Genomic DNA, 16,174 nt, shown 5'->3' with positions numbered 1-16,174 from the left:
CGGCGCGGCAACCGCCGTTCAGGCGGATTTCCGCTGGTCCAGCCTGAGCCCGCCGGTTTCGACGATGAAGTCGATCACCGCCTCGAGCCCCTTGCCGCGCGAAAGATCGGTGAAGCCGAACGGCCGCTTGCCGCGCTGGCGGGCGGCGTCGCCCTCCATGACGTCGAGATCGACGTTCACATAGGGCGCGAGATCGCTCTTGTTTATGACCAGGAAGTCGGAGCGGGTGATGCCCGGGCCGCCCTTGCGCGGGATCTCCTCGCCCTGGCAGACCGAGATGACGTAGAGCGTGATGTCGGCGAGGTCGGGCGAGAATGTCGCCGCGAGATTGTCGCCGCCGGATTCGATGAAGACGATGTCGAGGTCGGGGAACTTCCTGTTCATCTCGGCGATGGCCTGCAGGTTGATCGATGCGTCCTCGCGGATGGCGGTGTGCGGGCAGCCGCCGGTTTCAACTCCCATGATGCGCTCTTCGGGCAAGGCCTGGAGGCGCGCCAGGATCAGCGCATCCTCCTTGGTGTAGATGTCGTTGGTGACGACCGCGATGGAGAATTCGTCGCGCAGCGCCTTGCACAGCTTTTCCGTCAGCGTCGTCTTGCCCGAGCCGACGGGACCGCCGATGCCGATGCGAAGCGGGCCGTTTTTCGAGGTCATGACTGGAATCCGTTGATGGCGAGGATGACGAAGCCCGTGCCGATGAGCAGGCAAAGCGGCGAATAATACTGCCGGTCGAGCCGGGCGAAGGGCATTTCCGGCGTCAGCCTGCGCCATGCCGGCGTGAAGCCGGCGATGCCGCGGCCGAGGAACACCAGTGCGATCATCAGCGCCGAGGCGGCAAGGCCCGCCTTGGGGAAAGGCGTGGCGAAGACGCCGACAAGCGCCAGCGGCCACAGCGCCGCCAGGACGAGGCAGGCGGTGACGGCGAAGCTGGCGAAGGCGTCGGGCATGGTCTCGACGCCACGGAACCCCGCGACGGTGCGCGCGCAGGAGGCCTGGTCGGTGCCCGGCCAGACGCCGCCGAGGCCCCAATAGGCATGGATCGACGCGATCAGGTAAAGCACGGCTGCGAGGGCGAAGGCGACTGGCATCATGAGCGGAACAGTCTCGAATGTTGGGTCTCGTGGCGCATCGCCATGATGTCGGAAGTTATGGCGGCGGACCCCAGATCGTCGAGTGTCGAAACTGCCGCAAGCGCGGCTACAGAAAGCGCCACAGGCTCGAAGCCTGCGACGATGCCGGTGGCAGCGGTCTGGCCGACGACGCCGAGCCGGATCGCCGCCTGCACGAGATTGGTGGCGAAGGCCTGCAGCCACGCCGCCAGCGCGTCTTCGAGTACGATGCCATGCGCGCCGGCAACCGCCCCGACGGAGACACAGTAAGGGCACTCCGCCGGCAACCCCTCGATGACAGGATGCGGCCAGGCGGCTGCTGCGGCCAGGAAGGCCTGTCCCTGCAGCATCGATTCCATGTGGCGTTCGCGCGAGCCGGCCAGCGCCTCGGCGAGCTCCGCAACCTCGCGCAGGTCGCCGTCGGTGCCGGCACGGCGCCAGCTCTCGGCAAACAGCACCGTATCGTTCCAGCCCGAGCCGATTTCGGCCAGTGCCGTAAGCCATGCGGCGAGGTCGTCGCGGTTGGCGATGAGGTCGTCATGCACGGCGCGTTCGAGCCCGTGGCTGTAGGAGAAGCCGCCCACCGGAAAGGTGGGCGACAGCCAGGCCATCAGGCGCAGCAGCGCGGTGTTGCCGCGCTCAGTCATGGTGGTGATGGTGGTCGCCACCATGGTGGTGATGGTGATCGTCGTGATCATGCGAATGATCGTGGGAATGGCCGTGATCGTGGTGGCCATGCGAATGGCTGTGGCCGGAATAGGCGCCGCGCACCGGATCGAACGGCGCGACGATGTCCGTGACGGTGGCACCCAGCCCTTCCAGCATCGCCTTGATGACATGGTCGCGCAGGATCAGGATCCTGTCGGCCGCGATGGCGGCCGCGAGGTGGCGGTTGCCGATGTGCCAGGCGAGCTGCGTCAGGTGCACGGCGTCGCGGGCGCGGATGTCGTAGAGTTCTTCCTCGGCGGCGACGATGCCGGCTGTGCGGCCATCCTCGAGCACGAGCAGGTCGCCGGTTTCGAGCACCACCGGCTCGGGCAGGTCGACGAGCACGCGTTCACCTCTCGACAGCTCGATGGCGCGGCGGCGGATATAGCGCTCGTCATGGGCGAGCACGGCGACGTCGAAGGCGGCCGCCTGGCCACTAGCGGCGTCGGCACGGATGATCTGGACAGCGCGCAGCATCGGTATCCTCGTTCTTCTCGGCGTAGTGTCGTGGACGTGGTGGCTCAGACGATGGCGCCGAACGGCGTTCGGGTCCACGATATCTGGTAGATCAGAGTCGCCACTACGAAAGCCAGAGAATATCGCCTTTCGCTGGTCACTGTAACGATGAGGCAAAGTGCCACCGGGGATAGATTGGGTTACGGAAAATACCCTCTCCTTCGGCAGTCCTTTGCAAACCCGCTGGATTGCCAGCGATCGCTTGCCTTACTCGGGAAGGAATGCCGGGTCGAGGACCTGGGTGATCGAAAGGGGACATTCGGCAGGGAAGCTGTCCTCCGCCAAGCCGGTCTCGGTGGCTGCTGCCGAGCGGGCAATGGCATACTCACCGGCGAGAACTTTGCGCGGATAGCTGCCCAGGCTAGGGCTGTCCTCGATCACCCGCGAAATGCGCCACCGCTGTTCCGTGATCGTCGCCTTCCAACTTGCCGTCCGTCGGTCCGGCTGATGCTGCCATTTGAGCAGGTGCACAAGCAGGACGTTGAGCCGGCTCTCGATCTCGCGTTTATCGCTCCGCCCCAAGCTTTCGACCTCCTCCGCAAGATTCTCCCGGTCCAGTGCCTCGAGCTTCCCGTCGCGCAACAGCGCAGCTTGCTCGGCACACCAGCGAGCGTAGTCGGCCTCATAGGGCGTCAATTGCGACTTGCCGAAAATCTTGTTCATGCCGGTCATCTTGCGCTGAAACAGGCGATCCGCCAACAGAATTGGCGCGAATGGAGGCTGACAAGGTCAGGGACAAAGGTCAAATCACGCATCTTGCCTGCGAGGCTGATGTTTGTAAGATCTCGCAATTGTCAAATTGCATGCGCTGGAATCATTCAAGATGAAAAACCCCGGCGCGCTGTCGCGGCCGGGGTTTCGTGTTCAGCGAAGACGCCGATGCTCAGGCGGCTTCGGCAACGCCGTCGTTCTTCAGCGCCGCGAGGATGTTCTGCGGCGACGACACGCCATAGGGGTCGCTGTCGCAGTTGTCGGCGAAGCCCTCTTCCTCGAACCACTTCTCGACCTGGCCGTCGTTGATGACGGCGGCATAGCGCCACGAGCGCATGCCGAAGCCGAGATTGTCCTTGGCGACGAGCATGCCCATCTTGCGGGTGAACTCGCCCGAGCCATCCGGGATCAGCTTGACGTTGGCGAGGTTCTGCGACTTGCCCCAGGCATTCATGACGAAGGCGTCGTTGACCGAGATGCAGTAGATTTCGTCGATGCCCTCGGCCTGGAACTCGCCGAACAGCTTCTCGAAATCGGGCAGCTGGTAGGTCGAGCAGGTCGGCGTGAAGGCGCCCGGCAGGGAAAACAGGACGACGCGCTTGCCGGCGAAATAGTCCGCCGAGGTCTTGTCTTCCCAGCGGAAGGGGTTCGGGCCGCCGACGGCCTCGTCGCGCACGCGCGTGCGGAAGGTGACGGAAGGAACGTTCTTCCCGATCATGTGAAACTCCATTTCCAAGATAGCCGGATGCCCCGATCTTGGGTTCGAGGCAACTTGCCGAATTTTTAGCTAGCGCCGGCACCATAGTGTCTGGTCTGGACCTGTCCAGCATTGCCGCCGTGGCATCCAGTCGCGGGCAGCCCGCGCATCGGCCCGAAAGGTCGATGCGCGGGTTCGCGAAGCCTCAGAACAGGAAGTAGCGCTGCGCCATCGGCAGCACCGTCGCCGGCTCGCAGGTGAGAAGCTCGCCGTCGGCGCGCACCTCGTAGGTCTCGGGATCGACCTCCATGTGCGGGGTGGCGTCGTTGAGGATCATCGAGTGCTTGCCGATGCCGCCGCGGGTGTTTTCCACCGCCGCCATCTGCTTCTCGACGCCGATGCGCTCGCGCAGGCCGCCTTCGAGACCGGCCTTCGAGACGAAGGTGATCGAGCTGTTGGTCAGCGCCTTGCCATAGGCGCCGAACATCGGCCTGAAATGGCTCGGCTGCGGCGTCGGGATCGATCCGTTGGGGTCGCCCATGGGGGCCGTGGCGATCCAGCCGCCGAGCATGACCATGTCGGGCTTCACGCCGAAGAAGGCCGGGTTCCACAGCACCAGGTCGGCTCGCTTGCCGACTTCGACCGAGCCGATTTCCCTGGACATGCCGTGCGCGATCGCCGGGTTGATGGTGTATTTGGCGATGTAGCGGCGGGCGCGGAAGTTGTCGTTGTTGCCCGTCTCCTGCCCAAGCGCGCCGCGCTGGCGCTTCATCTTGTCGGCCGTCTGCCAGGTGCGGATGATCATCTCGCCGACGCGGCCCATGGCCTGGCTGTCGGACGAGATCACGGAGAAGGCGCCGAGGTCGTGCAGGATGTCCTCTGCCGCAATCGTCTCCTTGCGGATGCGGCTCTCGGCGAAGGCGATGTCCTCGGGGATCGACGGCGACAAATGATGGCAGACCATCAGCATGTCGAGATGCTCGGCGATGGTGTTGACCGTGTAGGGCCGTGTCGGGTTGGTCGAGGCCGGGATCACGTTGGGATACTGGCAGACCTTGATGATGTCGGGGGCATGGCCGCCGCCGGCACCCTCGGTGTGGAAGGAGTGGATGGTGCGGCCCTTGAAGGCGGCTACCGTGTCCTCGACGAAGCCGCCCTCGTTCAGCGTGTCGGTGTGGATCGCCACCTGGATGTCGTAGGCGTCGGCGACCGAAAGGCAGGTGTCGATGGCCGCCGGCGTCGAGCCCCAGTCCTCGTGCAGCTTGAGCCCGCAGGCGCCGGCCAGAACCATCTCCTCCAGCGCGCCCGGCAGCGAGGCGTTGCCCTTGCCGAACACGCCGATGTTCATCGGCAGGCCGTCGAAGGCCTGGATGATGCGGGCTATGTTCCATGGGCCGGGCGTGCAGGTTGTGGCGAGCGTGCCATGCGCCGGACCGGTGCCGCCGCCGACCATGCAGGTGACGCCAGAATTCAGTGCCTCGTCGACCTGCTGCGGTGAGATGAAGTGGATATGCGTGTCGATGCCGCCGGCGGTCAGGATCTTGCCTTCGCCGGCGATGATCTCGGTGCCCGGGCCGATGATGATGGTGACGCCGGGCTGGGTATCGGGATTGCCTGATTTGCCGATGGCGGCGATGCGGCCGTCCCTGAGGCCCACATCGGCCTTGTAGACGCCGGTGTGGTCGAGGATCAGCGCATTGGTGATGACGCAGTCCATGGCCCCCTGGGCGCGGCTCAGCTGGCTTTGGCCCATGCCGTCGCGGATGACCTTGCCGCCGCCGAACTTCACTTCCTCGCCGTAGACGGTGAAGTCCTTTTCGACCTCGATGAACAGCTCGGTGTCGGCGAGCCGCACCTTGTCGCCCACCGTCGGGCCGAACATCTTCGCATAGGAGGCGCGGGAGATTTGAGCGGGCATCAGAGTTTCCCCATCACCTTCTTCTGGAAACCGTAGACCTCGCGCTTGCCGCCATAGGGCACTAGCATCACGTCGCGTTCCTGGCCGGGCTCGAAGCGCATGGCGGTGCCGGCGGCGATGTCGAGCCGCATGCCGCGCGCCAGCTCGCGGTCGAATTTCAGGCCGTTGTTGGTCTCGTAGAAATGGAAATGGCTGCCGACCTGGATCGGCCGGTCGCCGGTATTGGCGACCTTGAGCGTGATCGTCGGCTGGCCCTTGTTGAGCTCGATCGAGCCCTCGGCGGGAATGATCTCTCCGGGGATCATGGCTCTGTCCTCAGGCGCCGAGCAGCGGATGAAAGTCGCCGGCGGGCAGCGAGCCGTGCGCGGCCGGATCGAGGTGTGCAAAGGCAGGCGCGACCGAGAGCGAAGGTGCCGAGAGGGCGAGCGTGAGGCGCGTAAACATCGTGAGTACCTTTCAAATCAAACAATCAGGCGACCGACCTCGGCGCGCAGCCTTCGGCTTTCAGCACGCGTTTGGTCGATGCCGGGTATTTCAGAAGCATTGCCGCCGGCCGGATCGGCCGCGCGGAGAAATTGCCGCCGCAATTGGGGCAAGTGCCGCCGAGAACGCCCTCGGCGCAATCGGTGCAGAAGGTGCATTCGAACGTGCAGATCACGGCATTGGTCGCCGCGGGCGGCAGGTCGCGGTCGCAGCATTCGCAATTGGGGCGCAGCTCGAGCATGGGGGCCTCAGCGGACGGGTTCGTGCACCGTCACCAGCTTGGTGCCGTCGGGAAAGGTCGCTTCAACCTGCACGTCGTGGATCATCTCGGCCACGCCTTCCATCACCTGGGCGCGGGAAACGACATGCGCGCCTGCCTCCATCAACTCGGCGACGGAGCGGCCGTCGCGGGCGCCTTCGACGATGAAGTCGGAGATCAGCGCCACGGTTTCGGGATGGTTGAGCTTGACGCCGCGCTCCAGTCGTCGCCGTGCCACCATGGCGGCCATGGCGATCAACAGCTTGTCCTTTTCCCTCGGCGTCAGGTTCATACGCGCACCAAAAATCCTAGAGTGACCACAGTCTGGGCAGGCCTGCCTGTCCATTGAGCAGGGCCACCAGTGGCATGAGTCGCTTACGTAGCTCGTAGCCGTCTTCGGCGTAAAGCCTCGCAAGAAGCTTGCCAGTCTCTCCCACTGTCCAGAAACTCGCGCCGCCAATGGCGTCGACGATTTGCCGCGCAGGCTCAAGCCGCGTTTCGGCGTCAGGGGAGACCAGCAGAACTGTTGCGAAGGCGATCCTGCCACCGGCGGATGCAGCCTTGGAAAGAGTTGATTCGATGTCCGGGCCAAGCGAAAGATCCTCGGCGTGGATCAGCCTGTCGCCCTGCCGTACCCGCCAGCGATCGCGGAACGTGCCGTATCGGGCGCGCTCGCCCATGGCGCTGCGGCCGAAGATCGTCGCCTCCACGATCAGAGCCTCCGCTCCCGGTGCCAGGTCGACGTCGAGCCGGCGCGAAAAGGCGGCACGGTCGAAGACGATGGTTTCCTGCGGTAGCCAGCCGAGGAAGCCGCCTTCGCCGACGCTCAGGCGCACATCGACCTCGGCCTGACCGGCGAGCGCGCGATAGACCTTCTCGCAGGCCTGGGTGGTGAGCGTCGCCCTGGCCTGTGCGCCCACGGCAGCCTCCCACGCGATCCTGTCGCCGCCGGTCAGCCCGCCGGCCATGTTGATCAGCACCGCCTCGAGCGGGTCCGAGCCGGTGTCGGGAAGCCTGATCTTGGCCGCACCCTCTTGAAACAGCCGGGAGAGGCGGCTGCGGACGTCGCGCCACTGAACCTCGAGCCTGCCGGTCGCGGCGACGCGTTGCGAGGACATGGCCGCGGCGTCGGTCGCCGCGGATGGGGAAATGCCGATGGTCATGATGCCCTGAGGTTAGCCGAGACGGCGGTTTTGTCGATATATAGCTTGTTGCCTCCCTGCGTTTCGGTTTCTATAGAGAAACGACGTCTTTGGCTCATATCGGGGGCTGGATTGCCCGAAGGCCTCATTCAGGCCCGCCGCGGGAATGGGCGATTGCCTGACAATGAAAAGTTCTGGGGAAGGGTGCTTATGGCCGATCAACTGGCAACGGACATCATCGACAAGATCAAGGCCCACGCCGAACCCGGTGGCGAAGAGATCACCCTGGACACCGAACTGACGTCGCTCGGCATCCATTCCCTCGAACTCACCGAGATCATCTTCGACCTCGAAGAGGAATACGGCATCGAGATCGAGATGAATACGGTCGAGGCCTGGAGCAGCCTCAAGAATGTCGGCGACATGGTGGAAGCCGTTCGCGGCCTGATTGCCCAAAAAGCCTGACATGAACCGCCAGCGTATCGTCATCACCGGCATCGGCGGGCTGTGCGCGCTCGGCAACGGTGCGTCCGCCATCTGGGATGCCATGCGCAATGGCCGCTCGGCCATCGGCCAGCTGGTCCATTCGCCGCTGCATGACCTGAAGACCCGCAGCGGTGCCGAGATCACCGAGCTGCCCGATCATGGCATCGAGCGCAAGCAACTGGTATCGATGGACCGCTTCAGCCTTCTGGCGGTGATCGCGGCGCGCGAGGCGATGGCGCATGCCGGGCTCGTTTCCGACGAGACCAATACCTACCGCATGGGAACCATCGTCGGCGTCGGCGTCTGCGGCTGGGAGGCGATCGAGGAGAACTACCGCGCCATCCTGCTCGACGGCAGGAACCGCGCCGGCATCTTCACCGTGCCCAAGGTCATGCCGGGCGCTGCCGCTGGCCAGGTCAGCATGAGCCTCGGCCTGCGCGGCCCGGTCTTCGGCGTCACCTCGGCCTGCTCTTCGTCAAACCACGCTTTTGCCTCGGCCGTCGACCAGCTGCGTGCCGGCCGCGCCGACGTCATGGTCGCCGGCGGCACCGACGCGCCCCTGGTCTGGGGCATCGTCAAGGCCTGGGAAGCGCTGCGCGTGCTTTCGCCCGACACCTGCCGGCCGTTCTCGGCCGACCGCCAGGGCCTGGTGCTCGGAGAGGGGGCCGGCATGGCCGTGCTCGAGACCTACGAACATGCCGTTGCCCGTGGCGCGACCATCCTGGCGGAGTTGGCGGGCGCCGGCATGTCGGGCGATGCCTCCGACATCGTTGCCCCCACCGTCGACGGTCCTGCCGCAGCCATGCGCGCCTGCCTGCTCGATGCGGGCCTGGCGCCCGAGGAGGTCGACTACATCAACGCCCACGGCACCGGCACAAAGGCCAACGACCAGATCGAGACGGCGGCCATCAAGCGGGTCTTCGGCGCCCATGCCGGCAAGCTGTCGGTGTCGTCGACCAAGTCGATGCATGCCCACTGCCTCGGCGCGTCGGGTGCGCTGGAGATGATCGCCTGCGTGATGGCCGTGCGCGAGGGCCTGGTTCCGCCGACGGCCAATTATCGCGAGGCGGATGCCGATTGCGATCTCGACGTCACGCCGAACGTCGCCAAGCGGCGCGAGGTGCGCGTGGCGCTGAGCAACGGTTTTGCCTTCGGCGGCACCAATGCCGTCGTGGCGGTCAAGGCGGCCTGAACGGACTGAACGCCTTGCGGGTTGGCTGGCTGGGTTTGTGCGCATTTGCATATTGATGCGGCGCGCGACCATGCCTAACTCTTGCGTGCCCCCACCTTCCTGGCCGGCGCGTCGCGCGGGCATCACCCCAAGGAACCGTTTTTTATGAGCGATCTTACCCCTTTTCCTGTTGCCCTGCGGTGGCCGGCCAAGCATCCCGACCGCATCCAGCTCTATTCCTTCCCGACGCCGAACGGCGTAAAGGTCTCCATTGCGCTCGAAGAACTCGACCTGCCCTACGAAGCGCACGCCATCAACATCGGCAAGAACGAGAGCTGGACGCCCGAGTTCCTGTCTTTGAACCCGAACGGCAAGATCCCGGCGATCCTCGATCCGAACGGTCCGGGCGGCAAGCCGATCGCCCTGTTCGAGTCGGGCGCCATCCTGCTCTATCTCGCCGAGAAGACCGGCCGCCTGATCCCGGCAGACCGCGCCCGTCACTATGAGACGGTGCAGTGGGTGTTCTTCCAGATGGCGTCGGTCGGCCCGATTTTCGGCCAGCTCGGCTTCTTCCACAAGTTCGCCGGGCGCGAGATCGCCGATAAGCGCCCGCTGGAGCGCTATCGCGACGAGTCGCGGCGTCTGCTTGGCGTGCTCGACAAGCGGCTCGAGGGCCGCAAGTGGATCATGGATGACGACTATACCATCGCCGACATCTCGATGCTCGGCTGGGTGCGCAACCTGATCGGCTTCTACGAGGCGGGCGACCTCGTCGGCTTCAAGGATTTCAAGAATGTCGCTGCCTGGCTCGAGCGTGGCCTTGCCCGCCCCGCCGTACAGCAGGGCCTGAACATTCCGGCGCGGCCCTGACGACCGCGCCCGCCGTCAGGCCAAATTCAAAGGCCGGGACCGCATTGCGGTTCCGGCCTTTTCCTTGCTTCAGATCTCGAGATCGGCCCGCCGCCGCGCATGCAGCACCCGGTCGATGTTCGGCATGTCGTTGGTGTCGATCCAGTTGCGCGCGTCGGCGTCCGAGCGGCCATGTTCGCGCCAGCGCTCCACCAGCCGCCGTTCGAGTTCCTCGCGCGGCGTGTCGACGAAAATGGTGAAGTCGAACAGCGGTGCGAGCCGCCGCCATGGGTCTTCGTCGAGCAACAGGTAATTGCCTTCGACGAGGATGAACTTGATGTCGGATCCGACGACGGCAGCGGCCGCGCGCGACAGTTCGATGCTGCGGTCGAAAACCGGGATGGCGATGTCGGGCTCGGCGCTGCGCAGGCGCTTGAGCAGCACTTCGAAGCCGGCAAAGTCGAAGGTTTCCGGTGCGCCCTTCCGCGCCCTGAGCCCGCGCTGTTCGAGCACGACGTCGTCAAAGTGGAAGCCGTCCATCGGCACCACGGCAGCCGCGCCCTCCGGCAGCACGTCATGCAGTGCCGTCGCGAGCGTCGACTTGCCTGAGCCCGGCGGCCCGGCGATGCCGACGATGAACCGGTCGGCGTGGTGGGCGCGCTTGAACAGGGTTGCGGCGATGTGGGCGATCTCTGACATGGGCCTCCTCAGGAAAGTTTGGCATCCTGCCCCGGCTAACGTCAAAATTGAGGCCGCGGTGCCCTCAATTCAAGGGCGATTGTCCGATACGGAGGAACTTGCCGTCGAAAGGCACAAGCTCTTGCGCGCCATCGGCGAATTCCACCCACAGTTTTCCGTCTGCCGAGGTGACCGAAACCGGCGCGTCGCCGCCGCGCGCGGGAATGGCGCCGACGACATGGCGGAAGGCGACTTTTCCACCCAGTTCGAAGGCGGTTGCCACGCCCTCGCGCCGCAGCCAGTTGTCGCCGAGCGAAGCCGCGTGCCCGACGGCGGTGCGGCCATCCTCCATGCCGATTACGCCGTGGCGGCCGTTCCATGGCGAATAATAGCGTCCGCCGTTGCTGATCCACAGCATCGTCACCGGCAGTTCTTGCGGGTTCTTCATCACCAGAACGACGTCGGCTTCGGCACGTCTGGCTGCCGCCGTCCAGCCGATGCCGCCATGTGCCGCCTCGACGAGCGTGATGAAGTCTTCGTGTCGCAAGTCGGCCCTGAAATCGGCGAGATCGACCGTGCCTCCCGCGGCCGTCGGGAATCGGCCGAGGTCCTCGCTGCGGGCGGGATAGGACAACATGCTCTTGCCGCGCGCGGGATCTGGCTCCGGCGCATTCTCCGGCGTGGCGGCAAGCCGCTTCGGCGAAAACGCCAGCCTGCCGCCGTCGCGCATCTCCGTCATCGGGTGGCACGCCACGGGGATCGATCCGGAACCGCCGGTGAAGACATGTTCCTCGTAGAGGAAGGGATGGTGGTCGCGCAGCGTCAGTACCTTGTCCACTGTCGCGCCCATCACCTTGCGCAGCAGCCTGAACCTGGCCTGCCTGCCGCCCTCGACGGCGTCGTCGGAAACCGGCTCCCAGGCACTATTCGCCGACCAGCCATGCAAGGGCGCTTCTTCGATGTCGCTGCGCGAGAAGGGAGCGCAGAGAAAGTCGCCTGAAAGCCGCGCCACGCCGGGCGACAGGTCCGGCGGCAGCTGGTCTTGCGGGCCGTCGGCCCACGAAGCCCGATGCAAGGGGCGGAGCAGCCGTCCGTCCCGTTCGATCGCAAGGTCGGCGATGTGGCCGACCGCGAGGTCAAGCTTCGCCGCAATTCCCTCTGCTCGAAATGCATATTCGTTCATCGCAGGACCTTCCGTTGCCGCATGTTTTGGAGACAAGCCGATTTGGGGGCCGTGGCGCAAGGCCCGTGCAAGCGGCCGGGTGTAACCAATGTTCAACACTGTGGCGCCAACATGTACCGGACCGAGTGAGCCAAATGGACGGCGCGTCGCGCGTTCTGTAGTTTCCCGGCTTCCGCCGCCCGAAGACGACTGCTTCGGCCGGTTGGGATCGTCAACGACAGGGTTTGCTTTGTTAGCCCAGGCGCTTTCTCCTTCATCTTCGATCGGCTGTCGTCGGCCGCTGTGGTCCGGCCTGTTGCGCCGGGTGGTGGCGCTGTTCGCCCTGGCTGCGCTCACTGCCGGCTGCGCCACGACGGAGACGCTCAGCGTCGCGCCGCCGCCGGCCGCGCCGGACAAATACGCGGCCATCGTCGTCGATGCCGGCAATGGAAAGACCTTGTTCCAGGCCTATGCCATCGCCCCGCGCTACCCGGCCTCGCTGACCAAGATGATGACGCTGTATCTGGTCTTCGAGGCGATGCAGCAGGGGCGGCTGTCGGGCTCGACGCTGATTCCCGTGTCCGACAATGCCGCTTCCCAGCCTCCGTCGCGGCTGGGCCTCAAGCGCGGCGGGCAGATCGACGTCGATTCGGCGGTCCAGGCGCTGGCCACCAAGTCGGCCAACGACGTCGCCGTTGCGGTCGCCGAATATCTTGGCGGCTCGGAGGATGGCTTTTCCAGGCAGATGACCGCGCGGGCGCGGCAGCTTGGCATGACCGGGACGGTGTTTCGCAATGCCTCCGGCCTTCCCGATCCGGAGCAGCGCACGACGGCACGCGACATGGCCGTGCTCGGCATGGCGCTGCGCCAGCGCTTCCCGCAGTACTATCACTATTTCTCGGCGACCGAGTTCAGCTACCGCGGCAAGCGCATCCGCGGCCACAACGACACGCTTGGCAGGATCGACGGCGTCGACGGCATCAAGACCGGCTACATTCGCGCGTCCGGGTTCAACATCGTCACCTCGGTGAATGCCGGCGGACGCAAGCTGGTCATCGTGGTCATGGGCGGTGAAACCGCGCGCAAGCGCAATGCCCATGTTGAGGAACTCATCGCCCGCTACTTGCCGCAGGCCTCCGGCGGCAGCCTTGCGACTTCGCTTTACCAGGCGCCGGCCGCGTCTGCCGTTGCGCAGGTGCCGGCCCAGGGCCTGGGGATGCCCATGCCCGTGCCCGCGGCGCTGACGCTGCCGGACGGTTCGCCCGTGCCGGAAGCCGAGGTCCGTTAGGAAGTCTGGGCGGCAAGCGTCAGGCAACGGGTGTGCGCCCTTGGCCATGAGCCTCGGCGCTCGCGCGAAAATTCTCACTCCGAATGTCACATTCCGCTCGTTCCAGTCGTCATGTCTCCGGAAGTCCCTGAAGTGGAGATGACGATGACATTTGGACTGAACCCCGCCACCGCCGATTTCGAAGGGCGTGATCATGCCGGCAAGATCCTGGTCGTCGGCGGTGGATTTGCCGGCTTCTGGGCGGCGCTCGCGGCCCGGCGGCTCGCTGGCCCCCGAGCGCATGTGAGCTTGGTGTCACCTGAGCCGATGCTCCAAATCCGGCCGCGGTTGTACGAAGCGCTGCCTGAGACGCTTGGCGTTCCGCTGTTGCCCCTTCTGCACAAGGTGGAAGTCGCCTTCGTGCCCGGCGAGGCGGTCGGACTGGACACTCCTGCCAGGACTGTGAAGCTCTCTGGCGGTGAGCGGCTCACCTATGACCGCTTGATCGTCGCCACCGGCAGCCGAATGCGCCGCCCCCCGGTGACGGGCGCCGAGACTGCGTTTTCGGTGGACACCCAGACTGAGGCGATCACCTTCGATCGGCGCCTGGGCGGCATCGTCCGCAAGGTTGCGTCTCCGACCATCGCCGTCGTCGGTGCGGGCTTCACCGGCATCGAACTGGCGCTTGAGTTGCGCGACCGGCTGGTTGCCCACGGCGGCGATGATGCCGCCGAGCGGCTGCACATTGTGCTGATCGATCGGGCCGAGACCGTGGGACCCGAGCTTGGATCCGGGCCGCGAGCGGAAATCGAGGCGGCGCTGGTGGCAGCCGGCGTAGAGCGGCGCCTCGGTGCTGCGGTGCGAGCTTTGGCTGCGGACCGTGTGAGCTTTGATGACGGCACCGTGCTTGCCGCCGATGCCGTGGTTCTGGCGACTGGGATGGCTGCCTCTGCTTTCGCGGCGCAGGTCCCGGGCGCGCATGACAGGCTCGGCCGGGTCGTCGTCGATACCGCACTCAGGGCACCCGCCGCGCCTGAGGTCTTCGTTGCCGGTGACGCCGCGACGGCCGATACCGGCGATGGGCACCGGACGTTGCAATCCTGCCAGCACGCGGGGCAGCTCGGCCGTGTCGCTGGCGAGAACGCCGCACGTGACCTGCTTGGCCTGCCGACCGTGCCCTACACGCAACTGCGCTATGTTACCTGCATTGACCTCGGCCGCTCCGGCGCGGTCGTCACCCAGGGCTGGGAGCGGAGGGTCGAGAAGACCGGCAGCGAAGGCAAGGCGGTGAAGCGGCTGGTCAACACGCAGGTCATCTATCCACCGGCCGATGGCTCGGCCGAAGCGTTGCTTGCGAGTTCGAGCATCGACCTAGCCGAAAGGGCTCGCCGGGTAGACGGCCCGAAGGCCGATCTCGAGCCGGTGCGGCGAAAGGCAATCTGATGGCACCCGTCTCGAGCCAGGACGCTGCCGCCGTCTTCGATCCGCTTCGGCCGGCCCTTGTCCGCGTTGCCTATCGGATGCTGGGCTCGGTCGCGGAAGCCGAGGATGTGGTCCAGGACGCCTTTCTGCGCTGGCTCGGTATCGACCGAGGTGCCGTGCGCGAGCCGACGGCCTTCCTGCGCCGAGTCGTCACACGCTTGTGTCTGGACCGGCTCAAGACGGTCCGGCGCGAGCGTGCGGCATATGTCGGCTCGTGGCTGCCGGAGCCAATTGTGGAATCGGGCGAGGATGTGGTGGACGACGTCACCTTGCCGCTGCTGATGGCGCTGGAGCGTCTGTCGCCATTGGAGCGCGCAACCTTCCTGCTTCACGACGTGTTCGGACTCGGCTTCGAGGAGGTAGCGGCCACGATCGGGCGAGACCCGGCCGCGTGTCGGCAGCTGGCAAGTCGCGCCCGTGCCCATGTTCGTGCGGATCGTCCGCGCTATCCAGTGCCGAAGGAATGGGGCCTCGAGATCGCGAAAGCCTTCTTCACCGCGTCCCGGGACGGTGAGATGGAGTGCCTGCGCGCGCTGCTCGCCGCGGACGTCACCGTCTATGCCGATGGCGGCGGCAAGGCGACGGCTCGCGGCGCGCCGCTCTCCGGGCTCGACAGCGTCATGCAGCTGTTCGCGACCTTCGCGTCCGCATTCGCCGAAAGCAGGTCCCGACTGGTGCGCTATGGCTTCATCAACGGCCTGCCCGGATTCGTCACCGTCGAGCGGGGTGACATCCTCCAGACCACGGCTCTGGACATTGAGAATGGCCGCATCGTTGGCATTTATGTCGTGCGCAATCCGGACAAGCTGAAGCACATCGCGCAAACGATGCATTGATCGATGCCGGCCGGCTATCCGTGCCGCCTCAGATGGCCTCCGTGTCGGCGGCCAAGCTGCGGTGAGCCGGCGCAGGCAATTCGGTCGTCAGTTTGACGGGCCAGTCGTCCTCGATCGACCCTGGACGTTGGGCCGTGACCGCGGCGCCGATATTGCCGGACGGTTCGCCCGTGCCGGCCGTGAGGCCCGGTCGGGGAGGGGGTGTCAGGCCGGCGCCCGGTACTGTTCGTCCGACACGTGTTCGAGCCAGTCGACGGCCTTGCCGTCCTGCGCTTCCTGGATGGCGATATGGGTCATCGCCGTGCTGGCGGTCGCGCCGTGCCAGTGCTTCTCGCCGGGCGCGAACCAGACGACGTCGCCGGCTCGGATCTCCTCGATCCGACCGCCCCAGACCTGGGCCCAGCCGCAGCCCGATGTGACGACCAGCGTCTGCCCGAGCGGATGGGTGTGCCAGGCGGTGCGCGCGCCGGGCTCGAACGTCACGGTCACGGCACGCATCTGCGCGGGGGCAGGGGCCTCTATGATCGGATCCTGGCGCACCGCGCCGGTGAAGTAGTCGGGCGACGGCTTGGCCGACGGCCTTGATCCGCAGCGCTTGATCTCCATCTGATGTCTCCTTCCGACTCCCGTCACATAGGTCGAGCCAGTTCACCCTATCCGCTTGCGCCCGGCCGAAAAAGGCAAACGGGTGCGGCCGGCT

At 65.8% G+C, this 16,174-nt stretch carries 21 protein-coding genes; 6 read left to right on the top strand and 15 right to left on the bottom strand.

Annotation, left to right across the window (positions count from 1 at the left end; translation table 11 throughout):
* Window positions 1-18 precede the first annotated feature (18 nt).
* The 12 genes from ureG to J2X50_RS16055 all read right to left on the bottom strand — a co-directional run bounded on the left by ureG (window position 19) and on the right by J2X50_RS16055 (window position 7,564).
* Window positions 19-654, bottom strand: coding sequence for an urease accessory protein UreG (gene ureG / locus J2X50_RS16110; RefSeq protein ID WP_429096508.1), 636 nt, complete (start codon window positions 652-654; stop codon window positions 19-21).
* The gene (locus tag J2X50_RS16105) at window positions 651-1,091 is read right to left on the bottom strand and encodes a DUF3995 domain-containing protein (RefSeq protein ID WP_429096506.1); all 441 of its coding nucleotides are present in this window, start codon (window positions 1,089-1,091) and stop codon (window positions 651-653) included. Before J2X50_RS16105 ends, ureG begins: the two co-directional genes overlap by 4 nt.
* Window positions 1,088-1,807, bottom strand: a complete 720-nt coding sequence (locus J2X50_RS16100) for an urease accessory protein UreF (RefSeq protein ID WP_429096505.1) — start codon at window positions 1,805-1,807, stop codon at window positions 1,088-1,090. The genes J2X50_RS16105 and J2X50_RS16100 overlap by 4 nt, the downstream gene beginning before the upstream one ends.
* Window positions 1,749-2,294, bottom strand: coding sequence for an urease accessory protein UreE (locus J2X50_RS16095; RefSeq protein WP_429096503.1), 546 nt, complete (start codon window positions 2,292-2,294; stop codon window positions 1,749-1,751). Before J2X50_RS16095 ends, J2X50_RS16100 begins: the two co-directional genes overlap by 59 nt.
* A 246-nt stretch (window positions 2,295-2,540) precedes the next feature.
* Window positions 2,541-2,996, bottom strand: a complete 456-nt coding sequence (locus J2X50_RS16090; protein ID WP_429096502.1) for a DUF29 domain-containing protein — start codon at window positions 2,994-2,996, stop codon at window positions 2,541-2,543.
* A 220-nt stretch (window positions 2,997-3,216) separates the two neighbouring features.
* Window positions 3,217-3,762, bottom strand: a complete 546-nt coding sequence (locus J2X50_RS16085; RefSeq protein WP_429096501.1) for a peroxiredoxin — start codon at window positions 3,760-3,762, stop codon at window positions 3,217-3,219.
* A 184-nt stretch (window positions 3,763-3,946) separates the two neighbouring features.
* Entirely contained in the window at window positions 3,947-5,659 is a 1,713-nt protein-coding gene (gene ureC / locus J2X50_RS16080) for an urease subunit alpha (protein WP_429096500.1), read from the bottom strand.
* Window positions 5,659-5,964 carry an urease subunit beta gene (locus J2X50_RS16075; protein WP_429096498.1) on the bottom strand — a complete coding sequence of 102 codons (306 nt, stop codon included), beginning with the start codon at window positions 5,962-5,964 and terminating at the stop codon, window positions 5,659-5,661. The genes ureC and J2X50_RS16075 overlap by 1 nt, the downstream gene beginning before the upstream one ends.
* Before the next feature lie 10 nt (window positions 5,965-5,974).
* The gene (locus tag J2X50_RS16070; protein WP_429096496.1) at window positions 5,975-6,103 is read right to left on the bottom strand and encodes a hypothetical protein; all 129 of its coding nucleotides are present in this window, start codon (window positions 6,101-6,103) and stop codon (window positions 5,975-5,977) included.
* A 25-nt stretch (window positions 6,104-6,128) separates the two neighbouring features.
* A complete protein-coding gene (locus J2X50_RS16065; RefSeq protein ID WP_429096494.1) occupies window positions 6,129-6,383 on the bottom strand; it encodes a DUF1272 domain-containing protein in 255 nt (84 codons plus the stop codon).
* Between the two features lie 7 nt (window positions 6,384-6,390).
* Window positions 6,391-6,693 (bottom strand): urease subunit gamma, encoded by a 303-nt coding sequence (locus tag J2X50_RS16060; RefSeq protein ID WP_340038433.1) that lies wholly within the window; start codon window positions 6,691-6,693, stop codon window positions 6,391-6,393.
* A gap of 16 nt (window positions 6,694-6,709) precedes the next feature.
* A complete protein-coding gene (locus J2X50_RS16055) occupies window positions 6,710-7,564 on the bottom strand; it encodes an urease accessory protein UreD (protein ID WP_429096492.1) in 855 nt (284 codons plus the stop codon).
* A 189-nt stretch (window positions 7,565-7,753) separates the two neighbouring features.
* On the opposite strand from J2X50_RS16055, the gene J2X50_RS16050 reads away from it, so the two are divergent.
* The 3 genes from J2X50_RS16050 to J2X50_RS16040 all read left to right on the top strand — a co-directional run bounded on the left by J2X50_RS16050 (window position 7,754) and on the right by J2X50_RS16040 (window position 10,070).
* Window positions 7,754-8,008 carry an acyl carrier protein gene (locus tag J2X50_RS16050; RefSeq protein WP_429096490.1) on the top strand — a complete coding sequence of 85 codons (255 nt, stop codon included), beginning with the start codon at window positions 7,754-7,756 and terminating at the stop codon, window positions 8,006-8,008.
* 1 nt (window position 8,009) lies between these two features.
* Window positions 8,010-9,221, top strand: coding sequence for a beta-ketoacyl-[acyl-carrier-protein] synthase family protein (locus J2X50_RS16045; protein WP_429096489.1), 1,212 nt, complete (start codon window positions 8,010-8,012; stop codon window positions 9,219-9,221).
* Between the two features lie 144 nt (window positions 9,222-9,365).
* Window positions 9,366-10,070: a glutathione S-transferase N-terminal domain-containing protein gene (locus J2X50_RS16040; protein ID WP_429096488.1), complete on the top strand. Its 705-nt coding sequence runs from the start codon at window positions 9,366-9,368 to the stop codon at window positions 10,068-10,070.
* A gap of 69 nt (window positions 10,071-10,139) precedes the next feature.
* Here the strand turns inward: J2X50_RS16040 and J2X50_RS16035 are convergent, their stop codons facing one another.
* Both J2X50_RS16035 and J2X50_RS16030 read right to left on the bottom strand, forming a co-directional pair.
* Complete coding sequence (locus tag J2X50_RS16035; RefSeq protein WP_429096487.1) at window positions 10,140-10,748, bottom strand: nucleoside triphosphate hydrolase; 609 nt, start codon at window positions 10,746-10,748, stop codon at window positions 10,140-10,142.
* A 64-nt stretch (window positions 10,749-10,812) separates the two neighbouring features.
* The gene (locus J2X50_RS16030) at window positions 10,813-11,910 is read right to left on the bottom strand and encodes a hypothetical protein (RefSeq protein WP_429096486.1); all 1,098 of its coding nucleotides are present in this window, start codon (window positions 11,908-11,910) and stop codon (window positions 10,813-10,815) included.
* A 307-nt stretch (window positions 11,911-12,217) separates the two neighbouring features.
* Here J2X50_RS16030 and J2X50_RS16025 point away from each other — a divergent pair, with 307 nt between their 5' ends.
* The 3 genes from J2X50_RS16025 to J2X50_RS16015 all read left to right on the top strand — a co-directional run bounded on the left by J2X50_RS16025 (window position 12,218) and on the right by J2X50_RS16015 (window position 15,474).
* Window positions 12,218-13,177: a D-alanyl-D-alanine carboxypeptidase family protein gene (locus J2X50_RS16025; RefSeq protein WP_429096484.1), complete on the top strand. Its 960-nt coding sequence runs from the start codon at window positions 12,218-12,220 to the stop codon at window positions 13,175-13,177.
* 144 nt (window positions 13,178-13,321) lie between these two features.
* Window positions 13,322-14,599 carry an NAD(P)/FAD-dependent oxidoreductase gene (locus J2X50_RS16020; RefSeq protein WP_429096483.1) on the top strand — a complete coding sequence of 426 codons (1,278 nt, stop codon included), beginning with the start codon at window positions 13,322-13,324 and terminating at the stop codon, window positions 14,597-14,599.
* Entirely contained in the window at window positions 14,599-15,474 is an 876-nt protein-coding gene (locus J2X50_RS16015) for a sigma-70 family RNA polymerase sigma factor (RefSeq protein WP_429096481.1), read from the top strand. The genes J2X50_RS16020 and J2X50_RS16015 overlap by 1 nt, the downstream gene beginning before the upstream one ends.
* 204 nt (window positions 15,475-15,678) lie before the next feature.
* Here the strand turns inward: J2X50_RS16015 and J2X50_RS16010 are convergent, their stop codons facing one another.
* Entirely contained in the window at window positions 15,679-16,080 is a 402-nt protein-coding gene (locus J2X50_RS16010; protein ID WP_429096479.1) for a (R)-mandelonitrile lyase, read from the bottom strand.
* Window positions 16,081-16,174 lie beyond the last annotated feature (94 nt).

Origin of the sequence: Aminobacter sp. BE322 (genome assembly GCF_050433525.1) — a bacterium.
GTDB lineage: Bacteria > Pseudomonadota > Alphaproteobacteria > Rhizobiales > Rhizobiaceae > Aminobacter.
The sequence above is the reverse complement of the archived record's forward strand: the minus strand, read 5'-3'. Positions and strand labels throughout refer to the sequence as shown.